The organism is Streptomyces sp. NPDC048441, assembly GCF_043200235.1.
Taxonomy (GTDB): Bacteria; Actinomycetota; Actinomycetes; order Streptomycetales; family Streptomycetaceae; genus Streptomyces.
In genome coordinates, this window is the sequence record NZ_JBICXM010000001.1 from 73,709 (window position 1) to 88,319 (window position 14,611).

General features: G+C 70.4%; 13 protein-coding genes and 1 tRNA gene. 8 read left to right on the plus strand and 6 right to left on the minus strand.

Annotated elements, in window-relative coordinates; genetic code table 11:
* Nucleotides 1-292: 292 nt before the first annotated feature.
* Genes ACGFSB_RS00300 through ACGFSB_RS00315 form a run of 4 tightly spaced genes read left to right on the plus strand, consistent with a single transcriptional unit; the run spans nucleotide 293 to nucleotide 5,581 of the window.
* Entirely contained in the window at nucleotides 293-1,195 is a 903-nt protein-coding gene (locus ACGFSB_RS00300; protein WP_393391833.1) for an FAD binding domain-containing protein, read from the plus strand.
* Nucleotides 1,192-2,724, plus strand: coding sequence for a (2Fe-2S)-binding protein (locus tag ACGFSB_RS00305; RefSeq protein ID WP_393391835.1), 1,533 nt, complete (start codon nucleotides 1,192-1,194; stop codon nucleotides 2,722-2,724). Before ACGFSB_RS00300 ends, ACGFSB_RS00305 begins: the two co-directional genes overlap by 4 nt.
* Nucleotides 2,721-5,048, plus strand: a complete 2,328-nt coding sequence (locus ACGFSB_RS00310) for a xanthine dehydrogenase family protein molybdopterin-binding subunit (protein ID WP_393391838.1) — start codon at nucleotides 2,721-2,723, stop codon at nucleotides 5,046-5,048. Before ACGFSB_RS00305 ends, ACGFSB_RS00310 begins: the two co-directional genes overlap by 4 nt.
* Nucleotides 5,045-5,581 carry an AAA family ATPase gene (locus ACGFSB_RS00315; RefSeq protein WP_393391841.1) on the plus strand — a complete coding sequence of 179 codons (537 nt, stop codon included), beginning with the start codon at nucleotides 5,045-5,047 and terminating at the stop codon, nucleotides 5,579-5,581. Before ACGFSB_RS00310 ends, ACGFSB_RS00315 begins: the two co-directional genes overlap by 4 nt.
* Before the next feature lie 90 nt (nucleotides 5,582-5,671).
* Here ACGFSB_RS00315 and ACGFSB_RS00320 read toward each other — a convergent pair.
* The 3 genes from ACGFSB_RS00320 to ACGFSB_RS00330 all read right to left on the minus strand — a co-directional run bounded on the left by ACGFSB_RS00320 (nucleotide 5,672) and on the right by ACGFSB_RS00330 (nucleotide 6,454).
* A tRNA-Cys gene (locus ACGFSB_RS00320) sits at nucleotides 5,672-5,743 on the minus strand.
* A gap of 127 nt (nucleotides 5,744-5,870) precedes the next feature.
* On the minus strand, nucleotides 5,871-6,263 hold the full coding sequence (locus tag ACGFSB_RS00325) for a type II toxin-antitoxin system death-on-curing family toxin (RefSeq protein ID WP_393391844.1): 393 nt from the start codon (nucleotides 6,261-6,263) through the stop codon (nucleotides 5,871-5,873).
* Nucleotides 6,260-6,454 carry a hypothetical protein gene (locus ACGFSB_RS00330; protein ID WP_393391846.1) on the minus strand — a complete coding sequence of 65 codons (195 nt, stop codon included), beginning with the start codon at nucleotides 6,452-6,454 and terminating at the stop codon, nucleotides 6,260-6,262. The genes ACGFSB_RS00325 and ACGFSB_RS00330 overlap by 4 nt, the downstream gene beginning before the upstream one ends.
* Before the next feature lie 176 nt (nucleotides 6,455-6,630).
* On the opposite strand from ACGFSB_RS00330, the gene ACGFSB_RS00335 reads away from it, so the two are divergent.
* The 4 genes from ACGFSB_RS00335 to ACGFSB_RS00350 all read left to right on the plus strand — a co-directional run bounded on the left by ACGFSB_RS00335 (nucleotide 6,631) and on the right by ACGFSB_RS00350 (nucleotide 11,885).
* Nucleotides 6,631-8,085 carry an MFS transporter gene (locus ACGFSB_RS00335; protein WP_393391849.1) on the plus strand — a complete coding sequence of 485 codons (1,455 nt, stop codon included), beginning with the start codon at nucleotides 6,631-6,633 and terminating at the stop codon, nucleotides 8,083-8,085.
* A gap of 162 nt (nucleotides 8,086-8,247) precedes the next feature.
* Entirely contained in the window at nucleotides 8,248-10,050 is a 1,803-nt protein-coding gene (locus ACGFSB_RS00340) for a DEAD/DEAH box helicase (protein ID WP_393391851.1), read from the plus strand.
* Nucleotides 10,051-10,379: 329 nt separating this feature from the next.
* Complete coding sequence (locus tag ACGFSB_RS00345) at nucleotides 10,380-11,021, plus strand: IclR family transcriptional regulator (protein WP_190080202.1); 642 nt, start codon at nucleotides 10,380-10,382, stop codon at nucleotides 11,019-11,021.
* A 57-nt stretch (nucleotides 11,022-11,078) separates the two neighbouring features.
* Nucleotides 11,079-11,885, plus strand: coding sequence for a S16 family serine protease (locus ACGFSB_RS00350; RefSeq protein ID WP_393391853.1), 807 nt, complete (start codon nucleotides 11,079-11,081; stop codon nucleotides 11,883-11,885).
* A 148-nt stretch (nucleotides 11,886-12,033) separates the two neighbouring features.
* On the opposite strand, the gene ACGFSB_RS00355 is transcribed toward ACGFSB_RS00350, so the two are convergent.
* The 3 genes from ACGFSB_RS00355 to ACGFSB_RS00365 form a co-directional block, all read right to left on the minus strand.
* A complete protein-coding gene (locus ACGFSB_RS00355; protein ID WP_393391856.1) occupies nucleotides 12,034-12,660 on the minus strand; it encodes an ArsR/SmtB family transcription factor in 627 nt (208 codons plus the stop codon).
* An 86-nt stretch (nucleotides 12,661-12,746) separates the two neighbouring features.
* Nucleotides 12,747-13,715: a glycine betaine ABC transporter substrate-binding protein gene (locus ACGFSB_RS00360; protein WP_393391859.1), complete on the minus strand. Its 969-nt coding sequence runs from the start codon at nucleotides 13,713-13,715 to the stop codon at nucleotides 12,747-12,749.
* Entirely contained in the window at nucleotides 13,712-14,587 is an 876-nt protein-coding gene (locus ACGFSB_RS00365; RefSeq protein ID WP_393393715.1) for an ABC transporter permease, read from the minus strand. The genes ACGFSB_RS00360 and ACGFSB_RS00365 overlap by 4 nt, the downstream gene beginning before the upstream one ends.
* Between the last annotated feature and the right edge of the window lie 24 nt (nucleotides 14,588-14,611).

A 14,611-nucleotide genomic window follows, 5' to 3' on the forward strand; every position in this document is an offset into this window, starting at 1 on the left:
ACCCCATAGTCCGTGTGCCGGGCTGCCCGTGCTGGGAGCGTGGGCAGCCGGACGAAAGTCGTACAAGGGTCACCGAAGAGTGGCAATTCCCGCTGACCGGTGAGGGTGTGTGAAAACGGCACAACCCCCTGGTCCCCGGACGAATGTCTCCTAGCGGACCCCCGCGCCGGGGCCCCGGGAAGATGTGCCAGAGTTGCCACGTCCGGGCTGTGAACACGTACCGTACGGCGGAACAGGCGTAACGGTGAGAACGGCGATTGAGCCGCCGGGCATCGGGAAGGGGCAGCCGGTTTTGACCACGCACGCACCGCAGGCGGCGCAGACCGCGCAGACGGCGAAGCTGCCTGGAACGCTGGACGAGGCCGTCGAGGCACTCGCCGCGATGCCCGCCGCCGTGCCCGTGGCCGGCGGCACCGACCTCATGGCATCCGTCAACGCGGGCCTCCTGCGCCCCGCGGCCCTCGTCGGCCTCGGCCGCATCAGCGAGATCCGCGGCTGGCAGTACCAGGACGGTCACGCGCTGCTCGGCGCGGGGCTCACCCACGCACGCGTGGGGCGGCCCGACTTCGCCGCCCTGATCCCCGCGCTCGCCGCGGCGGCGCGTGCCGCGGGCCCCCCGCAGATCCGTAACGCGGGCACCCTCGGCGGCAACATCGCCACGGCGGGACCGACCGGCGACACCCTGCCTGTCCTTGCCGCCCTCGAAGCCATGCTGATCATCGCGGGACCGGGCGGCGCCCGCCGCGAGGTCCCCGTGTCGCACCTGCTCGCGGGCATGGAGATGCTCAGACCCGGCGAACTCATCGGCTTCGTACGCCTGCCGCTCCTGCACGCGCCCCAGGTCTTCCTGAAGGCGACAGGGCGCACGGGCCCCGGGCGGGCCATCGCCTCCGTCGCGCTCGTGCTCGACCCCGCGCGGCGCGGCGTGCGCTGCGCGGTCGGCGCCGTCGCCCCGATGCCGCTGCGGCCCCTGGAGGCCGAGCAGTGGGTCGCGTCGCTGATCGACTGGGACGGCGGCCGGACGATCGTCCCGGAGGCACTCACCGCCTTCGGTGAGTACGTCGCCGCCGCGTGCATCCCCGATCAGCCTCCGGCACAGGACGGCACGGCACAGCCGCTGTCGCCCGCCGTACTGCACCTGCGGCGCACTGTCGCCGCGCTGGCCCGACGAGCACTGGGGAGGGCGCTGTCGTGAGTGACGACCAGAACAACAACGGCGGCTGGCAGCCGCATCCGCAGGGCGAATACGACTCGGACGCCACGGCCTTCGTGCAGCTGCCGGACGGCGCGCTCGATGCCCTGGAGCACAGTCCGCTCGCCGCTCCCGGGCACGGCTATGTGCCGCCGCAGATAACGGTCTCTCCGACGACGGCCGACGCGACGGACCCGGCGGCGACGGGTGTGTGGGTCATGCCGCCCGAGGTGACGGGTGCGGGTGCCGGGGCCGGTGCCGGTGTCCAGAACGTGCAGTGGCCTGCCGCGGGTGGCGTGCACGAGCCCGAGCCTGGGCCCGAGCCGTTCGGTCATGAAGTCCAGGAGCACGCGTACGACCCCCGGGCCACCGGGCAGTGGAGTTTCCACGAGGCGGAGGGCCACGCGCCCGCCGCCCCTGCCCCGGCCGATGTGACCGGGGAGTGGTCGATTCCCGTCGCCAATGGTGACCTTCCGGACGAATCGGGCGAGTTCACGACGTCCTCGCTCGCCGCACAGTGGGGCGGCACGCCGCCTGCCACGCTGCCGGGCGGTGCTGCGGCGCCGTGGGCGACGGGTGGCGCGGGGGCGGGTGTGCCGTGGTCGGAGCCGGTGGAGCAGGCTCAGCAGGCGTATGCCGGGCCCCCCGCCGGGCCACCTGCCGAGCCGCAGTATCAGGAGCAGCCCGTGGCGCCCCCCGAGGCGCCCGGCGTTCCCGTAGAGGCCGAGGCGGAGCCCGAAGCCGAAGTTGAAGCCGAAGCCGAAGTTGTCGAGGCCGACACCGACACCGACGACACGGGTCTCGACGCCGACAACTACGCCGAAGCCGACGCCGACTCCGAATCAGACTCCGAAGAAGACGCCGACCCCGAAGCGGCCCTCACCTCCTCCGCCCTCGGCGACGAACACCCCGTCTGCTCGTACGTCCTGCGCGTCAACGGCGCCGACCGCCCCGTCACCGACGCCTGGATCGGCGAGTCCCTCCTCTACGTCCTGCGCGAGCGCCTCGGCCTCGCGGGCGCCAAGGACGGCTGCTCGCAGGGCGAGTGCGGTGCCTGCAACGTCCAGGTGGACGGCAGGCTCGTCGCCTCCTGCCTGGTGCCCGCCGCCACCGCCGCGGGCAGCGAGGTGCGCACCGTCGAAGGCCTCGCCGTCGACGGACAGCCCTCCGACGTGCAGCGGGCGCTCGCCGGCTGCGGTGCCGTCCAGTGCGGTTTCTGCGTACCGGGCATGGCGATGACCCTGCACGACCTCCTGGAGGGCAACCCCGCCCCGTCCGACCTGGAGACCCGCCGCGCCCTGTGCGGCAACCTGTGCCGCTGCTCCGGTTACCGGGGCGTGCTCGACGCCGTGCAGGAGGTGGTCGCGGGGCGCGAGGCCTCCGCGGCGGCCGCCGAGCCTTCGGCCCCCGGTGACCAGGCGGGCGAGCCGCGCATTCCGCACCAGGCGGGACCCGGCGCCGGAGGCGTCAACCCTGCGGTGCAGGACGGAACGTACGAAGGTCCGTACGGCCAGGACGGAGGCCAGGCGTGAGCAACGAAGCCGCGGGGAACGCGGGAAGCACGACCACCGCGACCGCACCGGAGCCGCAGTCCGGCCCCGGCCCCGAGCCCCTGCCGCACGGCATCGGCTCTTCGCTGCCGTCCGCCGAGTCCCGCGCCAAGACCGAGGGCACGTTCCCGTACGCGTCCGACCTGTGGGCGGAGGGGCTGCTGTGGGCAGCCGTCCTGCGCTCGCCGCACGCGCACGCGCGCATCGTCTCCATCGACACGTCCCAGGCGCGCGAGATGCCGGGCGTGCGGTCCGTCGTCACGCACGAGGACGTGCCGGGCGAGGCGCTGCACGGCCGCAAGACCGCGGACCGCCCCGTCTTCGCATCAGATGTCGTACGCCACCACGGCGAGCCCATCGCCGCCGTGGCCGCCGATCACCCCGACACGGCCCGGATGGCCGCCGCCGCCATCTTCGTCGAGTACGAAGTCATGGAGCCGGTCACCGACCCGGAGAAGGCCTTCGCGGCCGAACCCCTGCACCCCGACGGCAACTTGATCCGGCACATCCCGCTGCGGCACGGCGACCCGGAGGCGGCGGGCGAGCTCGTAGTCGAGGGCCTGTACCGCATCGGCCGCCAGGACCCGGCGCCGATCGGCGCGGAGGCAGGTCTTGCCGTACCCCGTCCGGACGGCGGAGTGGAGCTGTACATCGCGTCCACCGACCCGCACACCGACCGCGACATGGCCGCGTCCTGCTACGGCATCGACCCCGGCATCGTGAAGGTCGTCGTGACCGGCGTCCCCGGCGCGACCGGCGACCGCGAGGACGCCAGCTTCCACCTCCCGCTCGGTCTGCTCGCGCTGACGACGGGCTGCCCGGTGAAGCTGACGGCGACCCGCGAGGAGTCCTTCCTCGGCCACGCCCACCGCCACCCCACTCTCCTGCGCTACCGCCATCACGCGGACGCCGAGGGCAAGTTGGTGAAGGTGGAGGCGCAGGTCCTGCTGGACGCGGGTGCGTACGCGGACACGTCATCGGACGCGCTCGCGGCGGCCGTCTCCTTCGCCTGCGGCCCCTACATCGTCCCGAACGCCTTCATCGAAGGCTGGGCGGTCCGCACGAACAACCCTCCGTCCGGCCATGTCCGGGGCGAGGGCGCCATGCAGGTGTGCGCGGCGTACGAAGCCCAAATGGACAAGATCGCAAAGAAGTTGGGCATCGACCCGGCGGAACTGCGCTTGCGCAACGCGATGGCCACGGGCGACATCCTCCCCACGGGTCAGACGGTGACGTGCCCGGCCCCGGTGGCCGAACTCCTGGCTGCCGTACGGGACTTCCCCCTCCCCGAGCTGCCCAAGGACACCCCCGAGGACGAGTGGCTGCTGCCCGGCGGCCCCGAGGGCGCGGGCGAACCGGCAGCTGTGCGCCGAGGCGTCGGCTACGGCCTCGGTATGGTCCAACTCCTGGGCGCTGAAGGCACGGACGAGGTCTCCACGGCCACGGTGAAGGTCCACGACGGTATCGCGACAGTCATCTGCGCGGCGGTAGAGACGGGCCAGGGCTTTTCGACCCTTGCCCGTCAGATCGTCCAGGAGACGCTTGGCATCGACGACGTCCGCGTAGCTCCCGTCGACACGGACCAGCCCCCGGCGGGCCCGAGCTGCCACGGCCGCCACACCTGGGTGTCGGGCGGGGCGGTGGAGCGCGCGGCGAAGATGGTCCGCACGCAGCTGCTCCAGCCCCTGGCCCACAAGTTCGGCATGTCGACGGAGTTGCTCCAGATCACCGACGGCAAGATCACGTCGTACGACGGCGTGCTGAGCACGACGGTGACGGAAGCGATGGACGGCAAGGAGCTGTGGGCCACGGCCCAGTGCCGCCCGCACCCCACCGAACCCCTCGACGAGGCGGGTCAGGGCGACGCGTTCGTCGGGATGGCCTTCTGCGCCATCCGTGCGGTCGTGGACGTCGACATCGAGATCGGTTCGATCCGGGTCGTGGAGCTCGCGGTCGCCCAGGACGTGGGCCGCATCCTGAACCCGACCCAGCTGAAGGCACGTATCGAAGCGGGCATCACGCAGGGCGTGGGCGCGGCGCTGACGGAGAACCTCCGTACGCCAAGAGGGCTGGTCCGCCACCCGGACCTGACCGGCTACGCGCTCCCCACGGCCCTGGACACCCCCGACATCCGCATCGTGAAGCTGGTGGAGGAGCGGGACGTGGTGGCCCCCTTCGGCGCGAAGGCGGCGAGCGCGGTGCCGGTGGTGACGTCCCCCGCGGCGATCGCATCGGCGGTACGGGCGGCCACGGGTCGGCCGGTGAACAGGCTCCCGATCCGCCCCCAGGCGGCGGTGGCGACATGACGCGGCCTCTCGAGGGGGTCGTCGTCATCACCGGCATCATGGCCTCGGGCAAATCCACGGTGGCGCAAGCCCTGGCCGAACGGCTGCCACGCGCGGCCCACGTCAGGGGCGATGTCTACCGCCGGATGATCGTCTCGGGCGGCCAGGAGTACGAGCCCGGCGCGTCGGAAGAGGCTGCGGCCCAACTCCGCCTGCGGTACGGCCTGTCGGCCGCGACGGCCGACGCGTACGCGGCTGCGGGCTTCGTCGCGGTGGTCCAGGACGTCATCCTGGGCGAGGAGTTGACGTCGTACGTGGATCTGCTGCGTACGAGCCCGGTGCACGTGGTCGTGCTCGCCCCGGGGCCGGACGCGGTCGCGGCGCGGGAGGCGGGACGCGGGAAGACGGGTTACGGGGCGTGGACGGTGGAGGACCTGGATGCGGGGTTCCGGTCCACGACTCCGAAGGTCGGGCTCTGGCTGGACAGTTCCGATCTGACGGTCGCCGAGACGGTGGACGCGATTCTCGCGGGGCTCGACGAGGCGCGGGTCTAGCCGGTCACCAGATGCCGGTCACGCCCGTGCCCGGCATGGGGAGCACAAAGGGGTGGCCCCGGACGGGACCACCCCTTGATCGCTTGCTCGAGGCCGTGGCGGGAATCGAACCCGCGTTACTGGCTTTGCAGGCCAGCCCCTAAGCCACTCGGGCACACGGCCAAGTTGTTGATGACTTGACTCCTCGAACGTAGCCGTGGCCGGCGGGTTCGCTCAAGGGGTCTTCGGCTGCTGCAACGGGACTGCCATGCCGCGTTCATGAACGGGGGCCACGCTGTCCCCGGTGCCGTCAGGAGACGGGGAACCAGGCTGACAGGCGCTTGGCGACGGTCGGCACGTCGATGTTGTCCTGAGCCACTTCCTCGACGAATGGGCCCGCGATGGAGACGCGCGGCGGGCGGACGTCAGCCCTCACACCATTGACTCGCAGGAAGAAGCGCGTCGCCAGCCAGGCGGTGCGCTTGTTGCCGTCGATCAGCGCGTGGTTGCGGGCGATCGAGTGCAGCAGGGCTGCCGCTTTCTCGTGGAGGGTGGGATACACCTCGACCCCGAACACGTTGGTCCGGGGCCGCTCGATCGCTGAGACCAGGAGACCCATGTCGCGCACGCTGTGTTCGGTACGGTTGACCGTGCGGGCGATCGTGAGGATCTCGTCGATCTGGACGTATCGAACTTCGGTCACTTGAGGTAGTCCAGGATCTCCGCGTCGCTGTCCATCAGCTCGGCCAGGACGTCATCGACCTTCAGTTCGGCCCGGTTCTGGGCCTCGCGGATTGCCTCGATGGCAAGCTCCTGCTTGCTGCGGCGCTCGCGGCGGGCGCGCTCGGTGAGGGCCTGGTCGAGGTCGTCGGGGAGTCGGAGTGTCATCGCCATATGTCGATGATACTGGCTAGGTATCAAGGTAGCCAGGCGATACCAGTCACCCGCTGAACGAGCGCTTCCTGATCGCCAGGGTCAGCGCCGGTTGCGGAGACGTACGACCAAGGGACCAGAAGGCCACCGACCCCGGACAGGGGTCACAGCCCGCCATGCCCCTTACGCTGGCGGACATGACCGCCCTGGACCCCCGCGACACCGATGTCGCAGCCGCCCCGATAGCCCCGCCGCCCGAGCTCCAGGGCGGAGTCCTGAGCGCCCCCTACCGCGCGCTCAGCCTCGGCATCGTCTCCGTGGTCCTGCTCATCGCCTTCGAGGCGACCGCCGTAGGGACCGCGATGCCCGTCGCGGCGCGTGAGCTGGACGGCATCTCCCTCTACGCCTTCGGCTTCTCCGCGTACTTCACCACCAGCCTCTTCGGCATGGTGCTCTCCGGGCAGTGGGCCGACCGGCGCGGGCCGCTCGGGCCGCTCGCCACCGGGATCGGGGGCTTCGCGGCGGGGCTGTTGCTCTCCGGGACCGCCGGGGCCATGTGGATGTTCATCCTCGGGCGTGCCGTGCAGGGGCTCGGCGGTGGGCTCGTCATCGTCGCGTTGTACGTCGTCGTCAGCCGGGCCTATCCGGAGCGTCTGCGTCCGTCCATCCTGGCCGCGTTCGCGGCCAGCTGGGTCGTGCCGTCCGTGGTGGGGCCGCTCGTCGCGGGGACCGTCACCGAGCACCTGGGGTGGCGCTGGGTCTTCGTCGGAATCCCGGTGCTCGTCGCGGCGCCGTTGGCCCTCGCACTGCCGCAGATCCGGCGCCGGGCCGCCGGGCCCGTCTCCGATGCGCCCACCGGCCCCTTCGACCGCCGCCGCATCCGGCTCGCGCTCGGGATCTCGCTGGGGGCCGGGCTCCTCCAGTACGCGGGGCAGGACCTGCGGTGGCTCTCGCTGCTCCCGGCGGCCCTCGGGGCCGCCGTCCTCGTGCCCGCCGTCCTCGGGCTGCTGCCGCGCGGCACGTACCGAGCGGTGCGCGGGCTGCCCTCGGTGGTGCTCCTGCGCGGTATCGCCGCCGGTTCCTTCATCGCCGCCGAGTCCTTCGTGCCGCTGATGCTGGTCACCCAGCGCGGGCTCAGCCCGACCATGGCGGGGCTGTCGCTCGCCGTGGGCGGTGCGACCTGGGCGTTCGGGTCGTTCGTACAGTCACGGCCGGGCATGGAGCCGCACCGGACCCGGCTCATGGTGGTCGGGATGCTCCTGGTCGCCGCCGCCATCGCCACCGCGCCCACAGTCCTGATCGACGCCGTCCCGGTGTGGACCGTGGCGGTGGCCTGGGCCTTCGGCTGCCTCGGCATGGGCACTGTCATCGGCTCGACGAGCGTGCTGCTGCTACGGCTCTCGCCGCCCGAGGACGCGGGCGCGAACTCCGCCGCCCTCCAGATCTCGGACGGCCTCTCCAACGCCCTGCTCCTGGCCGCCGGGGGCGCTGCCTTCGCCGCGCTGGGCGGCGGGGTAGTGGGCGTCGCGCACACTGCCGGTGGTGCGGGCGGGTCCCATCCGGGGGCCTTCGTCGTCGTGTTCCTGCCGATGGCGGCGGTGGCGCTGGTGGGGGCCTGGGTGGCTACGCGGCTGCGTGAGCGGTCGACCTAAGTGGTACCGCTATGACATCCCGGCGGCTGCGAGGGCTGCACGAGTCCATGTGACCCCTGTCGCACCCTGGCTGACGCGATGACGTCAACCCGGGAAGGCGCAGGGTCACCGGTAGGGTGGCCCGGTTGTCGTACGTACCCGAGCTGCAAAAAACCGGAGACCGTGACTACCACCGCCGCCTCAGCGTCCTCCGCCTCCCACCACCTCTCTCCCGCCTTCCCCGGCCGCGCCCCCTGGGGCACCGCCAACAAGCTGCGTGCCTGGCAGCAGAGCGCGATGGAGCGGTACCTCCAGGAGCAGCCGCGTGACTTCCTCGCCGTCGCGACACCCGGCGCCGGCAAGACGACGTTCGCCCTGACGCTCGCGTCCTGGCTGCTGCACCACCACGTCGTGCAGCAGGTGACGGTGGTCGCGCCGACCGAGCACCTGAAGAAGCAGTGGGCCGAGGCCGCGGCCAAGATAGGGATCAAGCTGGACCCGGAGTACAGCGCGGGGCCGCTCAGCAAGGAGTACCAGGGCATCGCGATCACGTACGCCGGTGTCGGCGTGCGGCCCATGCTCCACCGGAACCGGGTCGAACAGCGCAAGACCCTCGTCATCCTCGACGAGATCCATCACGCCGGTGACTCGAAGTCCTGGGGCGAGGCCTGCCTGGAAGCCTTCGAGCCCGCCACGCGGCGCCTCGCGCTCACCGGTACGCCGTTCAGGTCCGACACCAACCCGATCCCCTTCGTCGCGTACGAGGAAGGGAACGACGGCATCCGGCGGTCCTCCGCCGACTACACGTACGGATACGGGAGCGCCCTCGGTGACGGCGTCGTCCGGCCCGTCATCTTCCTCTCCTACTCCGGCAACATGCGCTGGCGTACGAAAGCCGGTGACGAGATCGCCGCGCGGCTCGGTGAGCCGATGACCAAGGACGCCATCTCGCAGGCCTGGCGGACGGCCCTGGACGCGCGCGGCGAGTGGATGCCCAATGTGCTCAAGGCCGCCGATCAGCGGTTGACGGAAGTCAGGAAGGCCATCCCGGATGCCGGTGGGCTCGTCATCGCATCCGATCAGGACTCCGCCCGCTCCTACGCCAAGCTGATCCGCGAGATCACGGGGACGAAGGCGACGGTCGTCCTCTCGGACGACACGGGCGCCTCGAAGCGGATCGACGACTACGCCGCCAGCACCGACCGGTGGATGGTCGCCGTCCGCATGGTGTCCGAGGGCGTCGACGTGCCGCGCCTCGCCGTGGGTGTGTACGCCACCACCATCTCGACGCCGCTCTTCTTCGCGCAGGCCGTCGGGCGTTTCGTGCGTTCCCGGCGGCGCGGCGAGACCGCGTCCGTCTTCCTGCCCACCGTCCCCGACCTCCTCGGCTTCGCCAACGAGATGGAGGTCGAGCGCGACCACGTACTCGACAAGCCGAAGAAGGACGGGGAAGAGGACCCCTACGCCGAGTCCGAGGCGGAGATGGACGAGGCGAACAAGGAGGAGGACGAGGACACCGGCGAGCAGGAGCAGTTCTCCTTCGAGGCGCTAGAGTCCGATGCCGTCTTCGACCGGGTTCTTTTCGACGGTGCCGAGTTCGGGATGCAGGCCCACCCCGGGAGCGAGGAGGAGCAGGACTATCTCGGCATCCCCGGGCTCCTCGAACCCGACCAGGTGCAGATGCTGCTCCAGAAGCGGCAGGCCCGGCAGATCGCGCACAGCAAGAAGCGGCCGGACGAGGAAGCGGATCTCCTCGAACTGCCCGCCGAGCGGCGGCCCGTGGTCTCCCACAAGGAAATGCTCGAACTGCGCAAGCAGCTCAACACGATGGTCGGCGCGTACTCCCACCAGAGCGGGAAACCGCACGGCGTGATCCACACCGAGCTGCGCCGCACCTGTGGCGGGCCGCCGAGCGCGGAGGCCACCGGCGGGCAGCTGCGGCAGCGGATCGCGAAGGTCGGGGAGTGGGCCACCCGCATGAAGTAGGGGCGCCCGGTGGTGGCCCGGGGGAGGAGGGGTGCGTTCCGTTGGTGCACCCCGTGTGCGGGAGTCGTGCGTACGTCCGACCCGTGTGCAGTGCGTAAGGGGGCATTGCGCCCCTAACAACCGGTCCCGTGCCCGGATTCTGGACGGAGTCTTCCGCTGAGCGGGACGGTCTCGCTAATGTCCCCGCAACGTACACGCCCCGTGGCAGCGCCGCCGCGGAGCGCAGCCGGAGTTCCGACCGGCGGCCTCTGACGCGCGTCGCCCACGGGACCGGCGACGCAACCGCCGCGTAAAAGAGGCCGTCGACTCTCACCTAAGGAGTGGGCGTCGTGACCGCGGAGACTTCCCAGACGCTCGACCGAGGACTGCGTGTCCTCAAACTGTTGGCCGATACCGATCACGGGCTCACCGTCACCGAGCTGTCGAACAAGCTCGGTGTGAACCGCACCGTCGTGTACCGCCTCCTCGCCACGCTTGAGCAACATGCACTGGTCCGCCGTGACCTGGGCGGCCGGGCCAGAGTCGGCCTGGGGGTGCTGCGCCTCGGCCGCCAGGTGCATCCGCTGGTGCGCGAGGCAGCGCTGCCCGCTCTTCGCTCCCTCGCGGAGGACATAGGGGCGACGGCTCATCTGACGCTCGTCGACGGCACCGAGGCCCTCGCTGTCGCCGTCGTAGAGCCGACCTGGACGGATTACCACGTGGCCTACCGGACCGGCTTCCGGCACCCCCTGGACCGGGGCGCCGCGGGCCGGGCGATCCTCGCCGCCAGACAGGGGCTCGCCACCGACCCCGGCTATGCGCTGACCCACGGGGAGCTGGAGGCCGGAGCGAGTGGGGCTGCCGCCCCGCTGGTGGGTGTGACGGGGATAGAGGGCAGCGTGGGAGTCGTCATGCTGTCGGACTCCGTGCCGGAGAGGGTGGGGCCGCGGGTGGTGGACGCCGCCCGTGAGGTGGCAGATGCGCTGAGGTAACTCCTGTCTGCTGCTGTCCGCTGCCGTCCACCGATCCGCTCACGTTAGATTGATCCCGTGTTCTCCCTCTCACGTCTCACGCGCCCCAAGGCCCTCGCCGTCTGCGCCGCCCCGGTGGTTGCCCTGCTCGCCGTAGCCGGCCTCGCGCCGTTGCCGTTCGCCGTGGCCCAGCCGGGGTCGACGGCGAACGTACTCGGGGAGCGCGGGGGCAAGCAGGTCATCACGATCAGCGGTGCGCCCACCCGCGAGACGAGCGGGCAGCTGCGGATGACGACCATCGTGGCGACGGGGCCCGACATGGACGTGAGCCTGAGTGACGTGGTGGACGGCTGGTTCCGTACGGACCGTTCCGTGATGCCGAAGGACTCCGTCTACCCCACGGGCGACAACGTGAAGGAAGTCGAGAAGCACAACCTCGGTGACATGAAGAAGTCGCAGGACGCGGCCACGGAGGCCGCCCTTGCCTATCTGGACGCGGATGGCGTGGACGGCACCGACAAGGTGAAGGTCAAGGTCGACCTAGGAGACATCGGAGGCCCCAGCGCGGGCCTCTTCCTCTCCCTCGGCATCATCGACCTCCTCGACGGCAACGGCAGCGGCGGGGACCTGACGGGCGGCCGGAACATCGCGGGTACCGGGACGATCGCCGACGACGGCAAGGTCGGCCCGGTCGGCGGTGTCTCGATGAAGACGCAGGCCGCGAAGCGGGACGGGGCGACCGTTTTCCTGGTCCCGAAGGACGAGTGCTCGGACGCTCAGGCCGAGCTGCCCAAGGGGCTGCGGCTGATCCCGATCACGACACTGAAGGGCACGGTTGACGCGCTGCGTTCCCTTGACCGGGGCGGGAAGGTTCCGAGCTGTTGACCAGGCGGAGGCCGAACTCGACCAGGGTCCAGCCCAGTTGAGTGCGCAGTTGGGGGTGGCGCGGGCGCGGGGGTGCCGTCTCGTGCAGTTCGGCGGCGCGGGCGTGGTGCAGCAGCAGATGTATGTCGGAGTGCATGACTGAGGCCTCTCACTCGGTGGAGTGCGTCGGGAAGACGTGGGTGTGCAGGCGCACCTTGGCGGAGCCGGGCGTGTCCTGGTCGACCGCCAACTCGCGGTAGCTCTCGATGAGTTCGTGGATCTTTCCGGCCAGTTCGGCAGTGATGTCGGGCGTCAGGCGCAGTGCGTAGTCGCTGATGTCCGAGCTCTCCGTCCAGTCCTTGGACCAGTCGTGCTGTGTGCCGATCCAGGTGGAGAGCTCTGCGGCGTGGTACGTCGCGACCTCGTGGAGGTAGACGCTGATCGCGCCGCGCACCGCTGGGTCGGGGTTGCTCATGAGCGTCTCGTCGAGATGCGTCCCCTGGTGCGCCGCCTGCCACCACCGCTCGCGTCCCTTGCCCCGCTCCGGGGCGTCCTCGACGAAGCCGTGTGATGCCAGCTGGCGCAGGTGGTAGCTGGTCGCGCCGCTCGACTCGCCCAGGCGGTCCGCCAGTTGGGAGGCGGTCGCCGGTCCTTCGCGCCGCAGTGAGATGAGCAGCTGCATACGCAGTGGGTGTGCGAGCCCCCGTAGCGAGCGGGGGGTGAGGTTGTGGACCTTATGGCCCTCGGGCTCTGCGGTGTCTGCCGTGCCTGTGGTGTCTGCCGTGCCGTCCGTCATGGACTCAGCGTAGACATGCAAAGGCTCCGTTGCAACGCTTTCTTTGCAACGGAGCCTTTGTAAGTTGGGAGTCGCCCGCCGTAGGGCTACTCCTTCACGAACCCCTCCTTGATCAACCAGTCCTTGGCCACCTCATGCGGATCCTGACCCTCCACATCCACCTTGGAGTTCAGCTCCTGCGCCACCGTGTTGTTGAGCTTCTTGGTGATGGGGTCCAGGACCTCCGCCATCTCCGGGTGCTCCTTCAGCGCCTTGCTGTTGATCTCCGGGGCGGCGTTGTAGTTGGGGAAGAAGTGCTTGTCGTCCTTCATCACCGCCAGGTTCATCGCCTTGATGCGGCCGTCCGTCGTGAAGACCTCGCCGAACGAGCACGTCCCCTTGGAGACCTGGGTGTAGATGATCCCGGTGTCCATCTTGGTGATGTTGGAGTTGGGGATCTTCATCCCGTACATCTTCTGCATACCCGGCAGGCCGTCCTCGCGCGAGGAGAACTCGCTCTCCACGCACAGCGTGACCGCCTTCGGGTCCGACTTCGACAGGGCCGCCACGTCGGACAGAGTCTTCGTCTTGTACTTGGCCTCGTTCTTCTGGTTGATGGCAAGGGCGTACGTGTTGTTGAGCGCGGCCGGCGGCAGCCACGTGATGCCGTTCTTCTTGTCCGCGTCGCGCACCGCCGCCCACTGCTTCTGCGGGTCGTCGATGGGATCGGAGTTGCCCTGGTACGTGATCCAGGCGGTGCCCGTGTACTCGTACATGGCGTCCGCGTCACCGCTCTTGACGGCCTCGCGGGCGCCGATCGAGCCCTGGATGCCCGTCCGGTCCAGGACATCCGCACCGGCCGCCTCGAAGGCGATACCCATAATCGCGCCGAGGACCAGCTGCTCGGTGAACTCCTTGGAGGTGACCGTGAGATCGGCGCCGTCCAGGGGCTTTCCCTTGCCGATCGAGCCCGGCTCGACGTCGTCCACCATGGGGCTGCCGCTGGTGAGCCCGCAGCTCACGAGCAGGGCGCTGCCCACCACACCGACGGCCGCCGTACGCAACGTAATCCTCATGACCCGACCTCCAGCCCGCGCGGGCTCAGGAACAGTTCGGCCAGGGAAGCCAGCCAGTCCACCAGGAGCGCCAGCGCGATCGTGAGGATCGAGCCGAGCATGAGCACCGGCATCCGCTGGTTGGTGATCCCGGTGGTGATCAGGTCGCCGAGCCCGCCGCCACCGCCGAAGGTGGCGAGCGTCGCCGTGCCGACGTTCAGGACGAGCGCCGTGCGCACGCCCGCGAGGATCAGGGGGACGGCCAGGGGGAGTTCGACCTTCCCCAGGACGCCGAGCTGTGACATGCCGATCCCTCTCGCGGCTTCGAGGAGGGTCGGATCATTGGCGTTCAGGCCCGCGATCGTGTTGGAGAGGACCGGCAGGACGGCGTAGATGATGATGCCGATCAGGGCCGCCTTCTCGCCGATGCCGATCCAGATCACCAGGAGGGCGAGGAGGCCGATCGCCGGGGTCGCCTGGCCGATGTTGGCCAGGGCCATCGCCACGGGCGCACCCTTGCGCAGCTTCTTGCGGGTCAGCAGGATGCCGAGCGGGATCGCGATGATCAGCACGAAGAAGGTGGAGATCACCGTCAGCTGGATGTGCTGGCGGAGCCTGAGCCACACATTGCCGTCCGCCAGGGCGTTCTTGGAGATCGAGTCCAGGTCCGCCTGCTCGAACCACCACCAGGTGGCCAGCAGGAGCACCGCGAGCACCACGGGCAGGAACGTGAGCTTCTGCCAGCTGACCCGCCGCGCCTTGGCCGTGTCCGCCGGGGGCGCGGGCTCCTGCTCGCCGTCGCCGACGTCACGGAAGAGATGGCCCTTGACCTCGTGCTCGCCCTCGGGGCGCTTCTCGGGCCCGTCATGGGGCGATGGCTTGTGTTCGGGGATCCGGGGGTTGCTCCCGGGGATGCC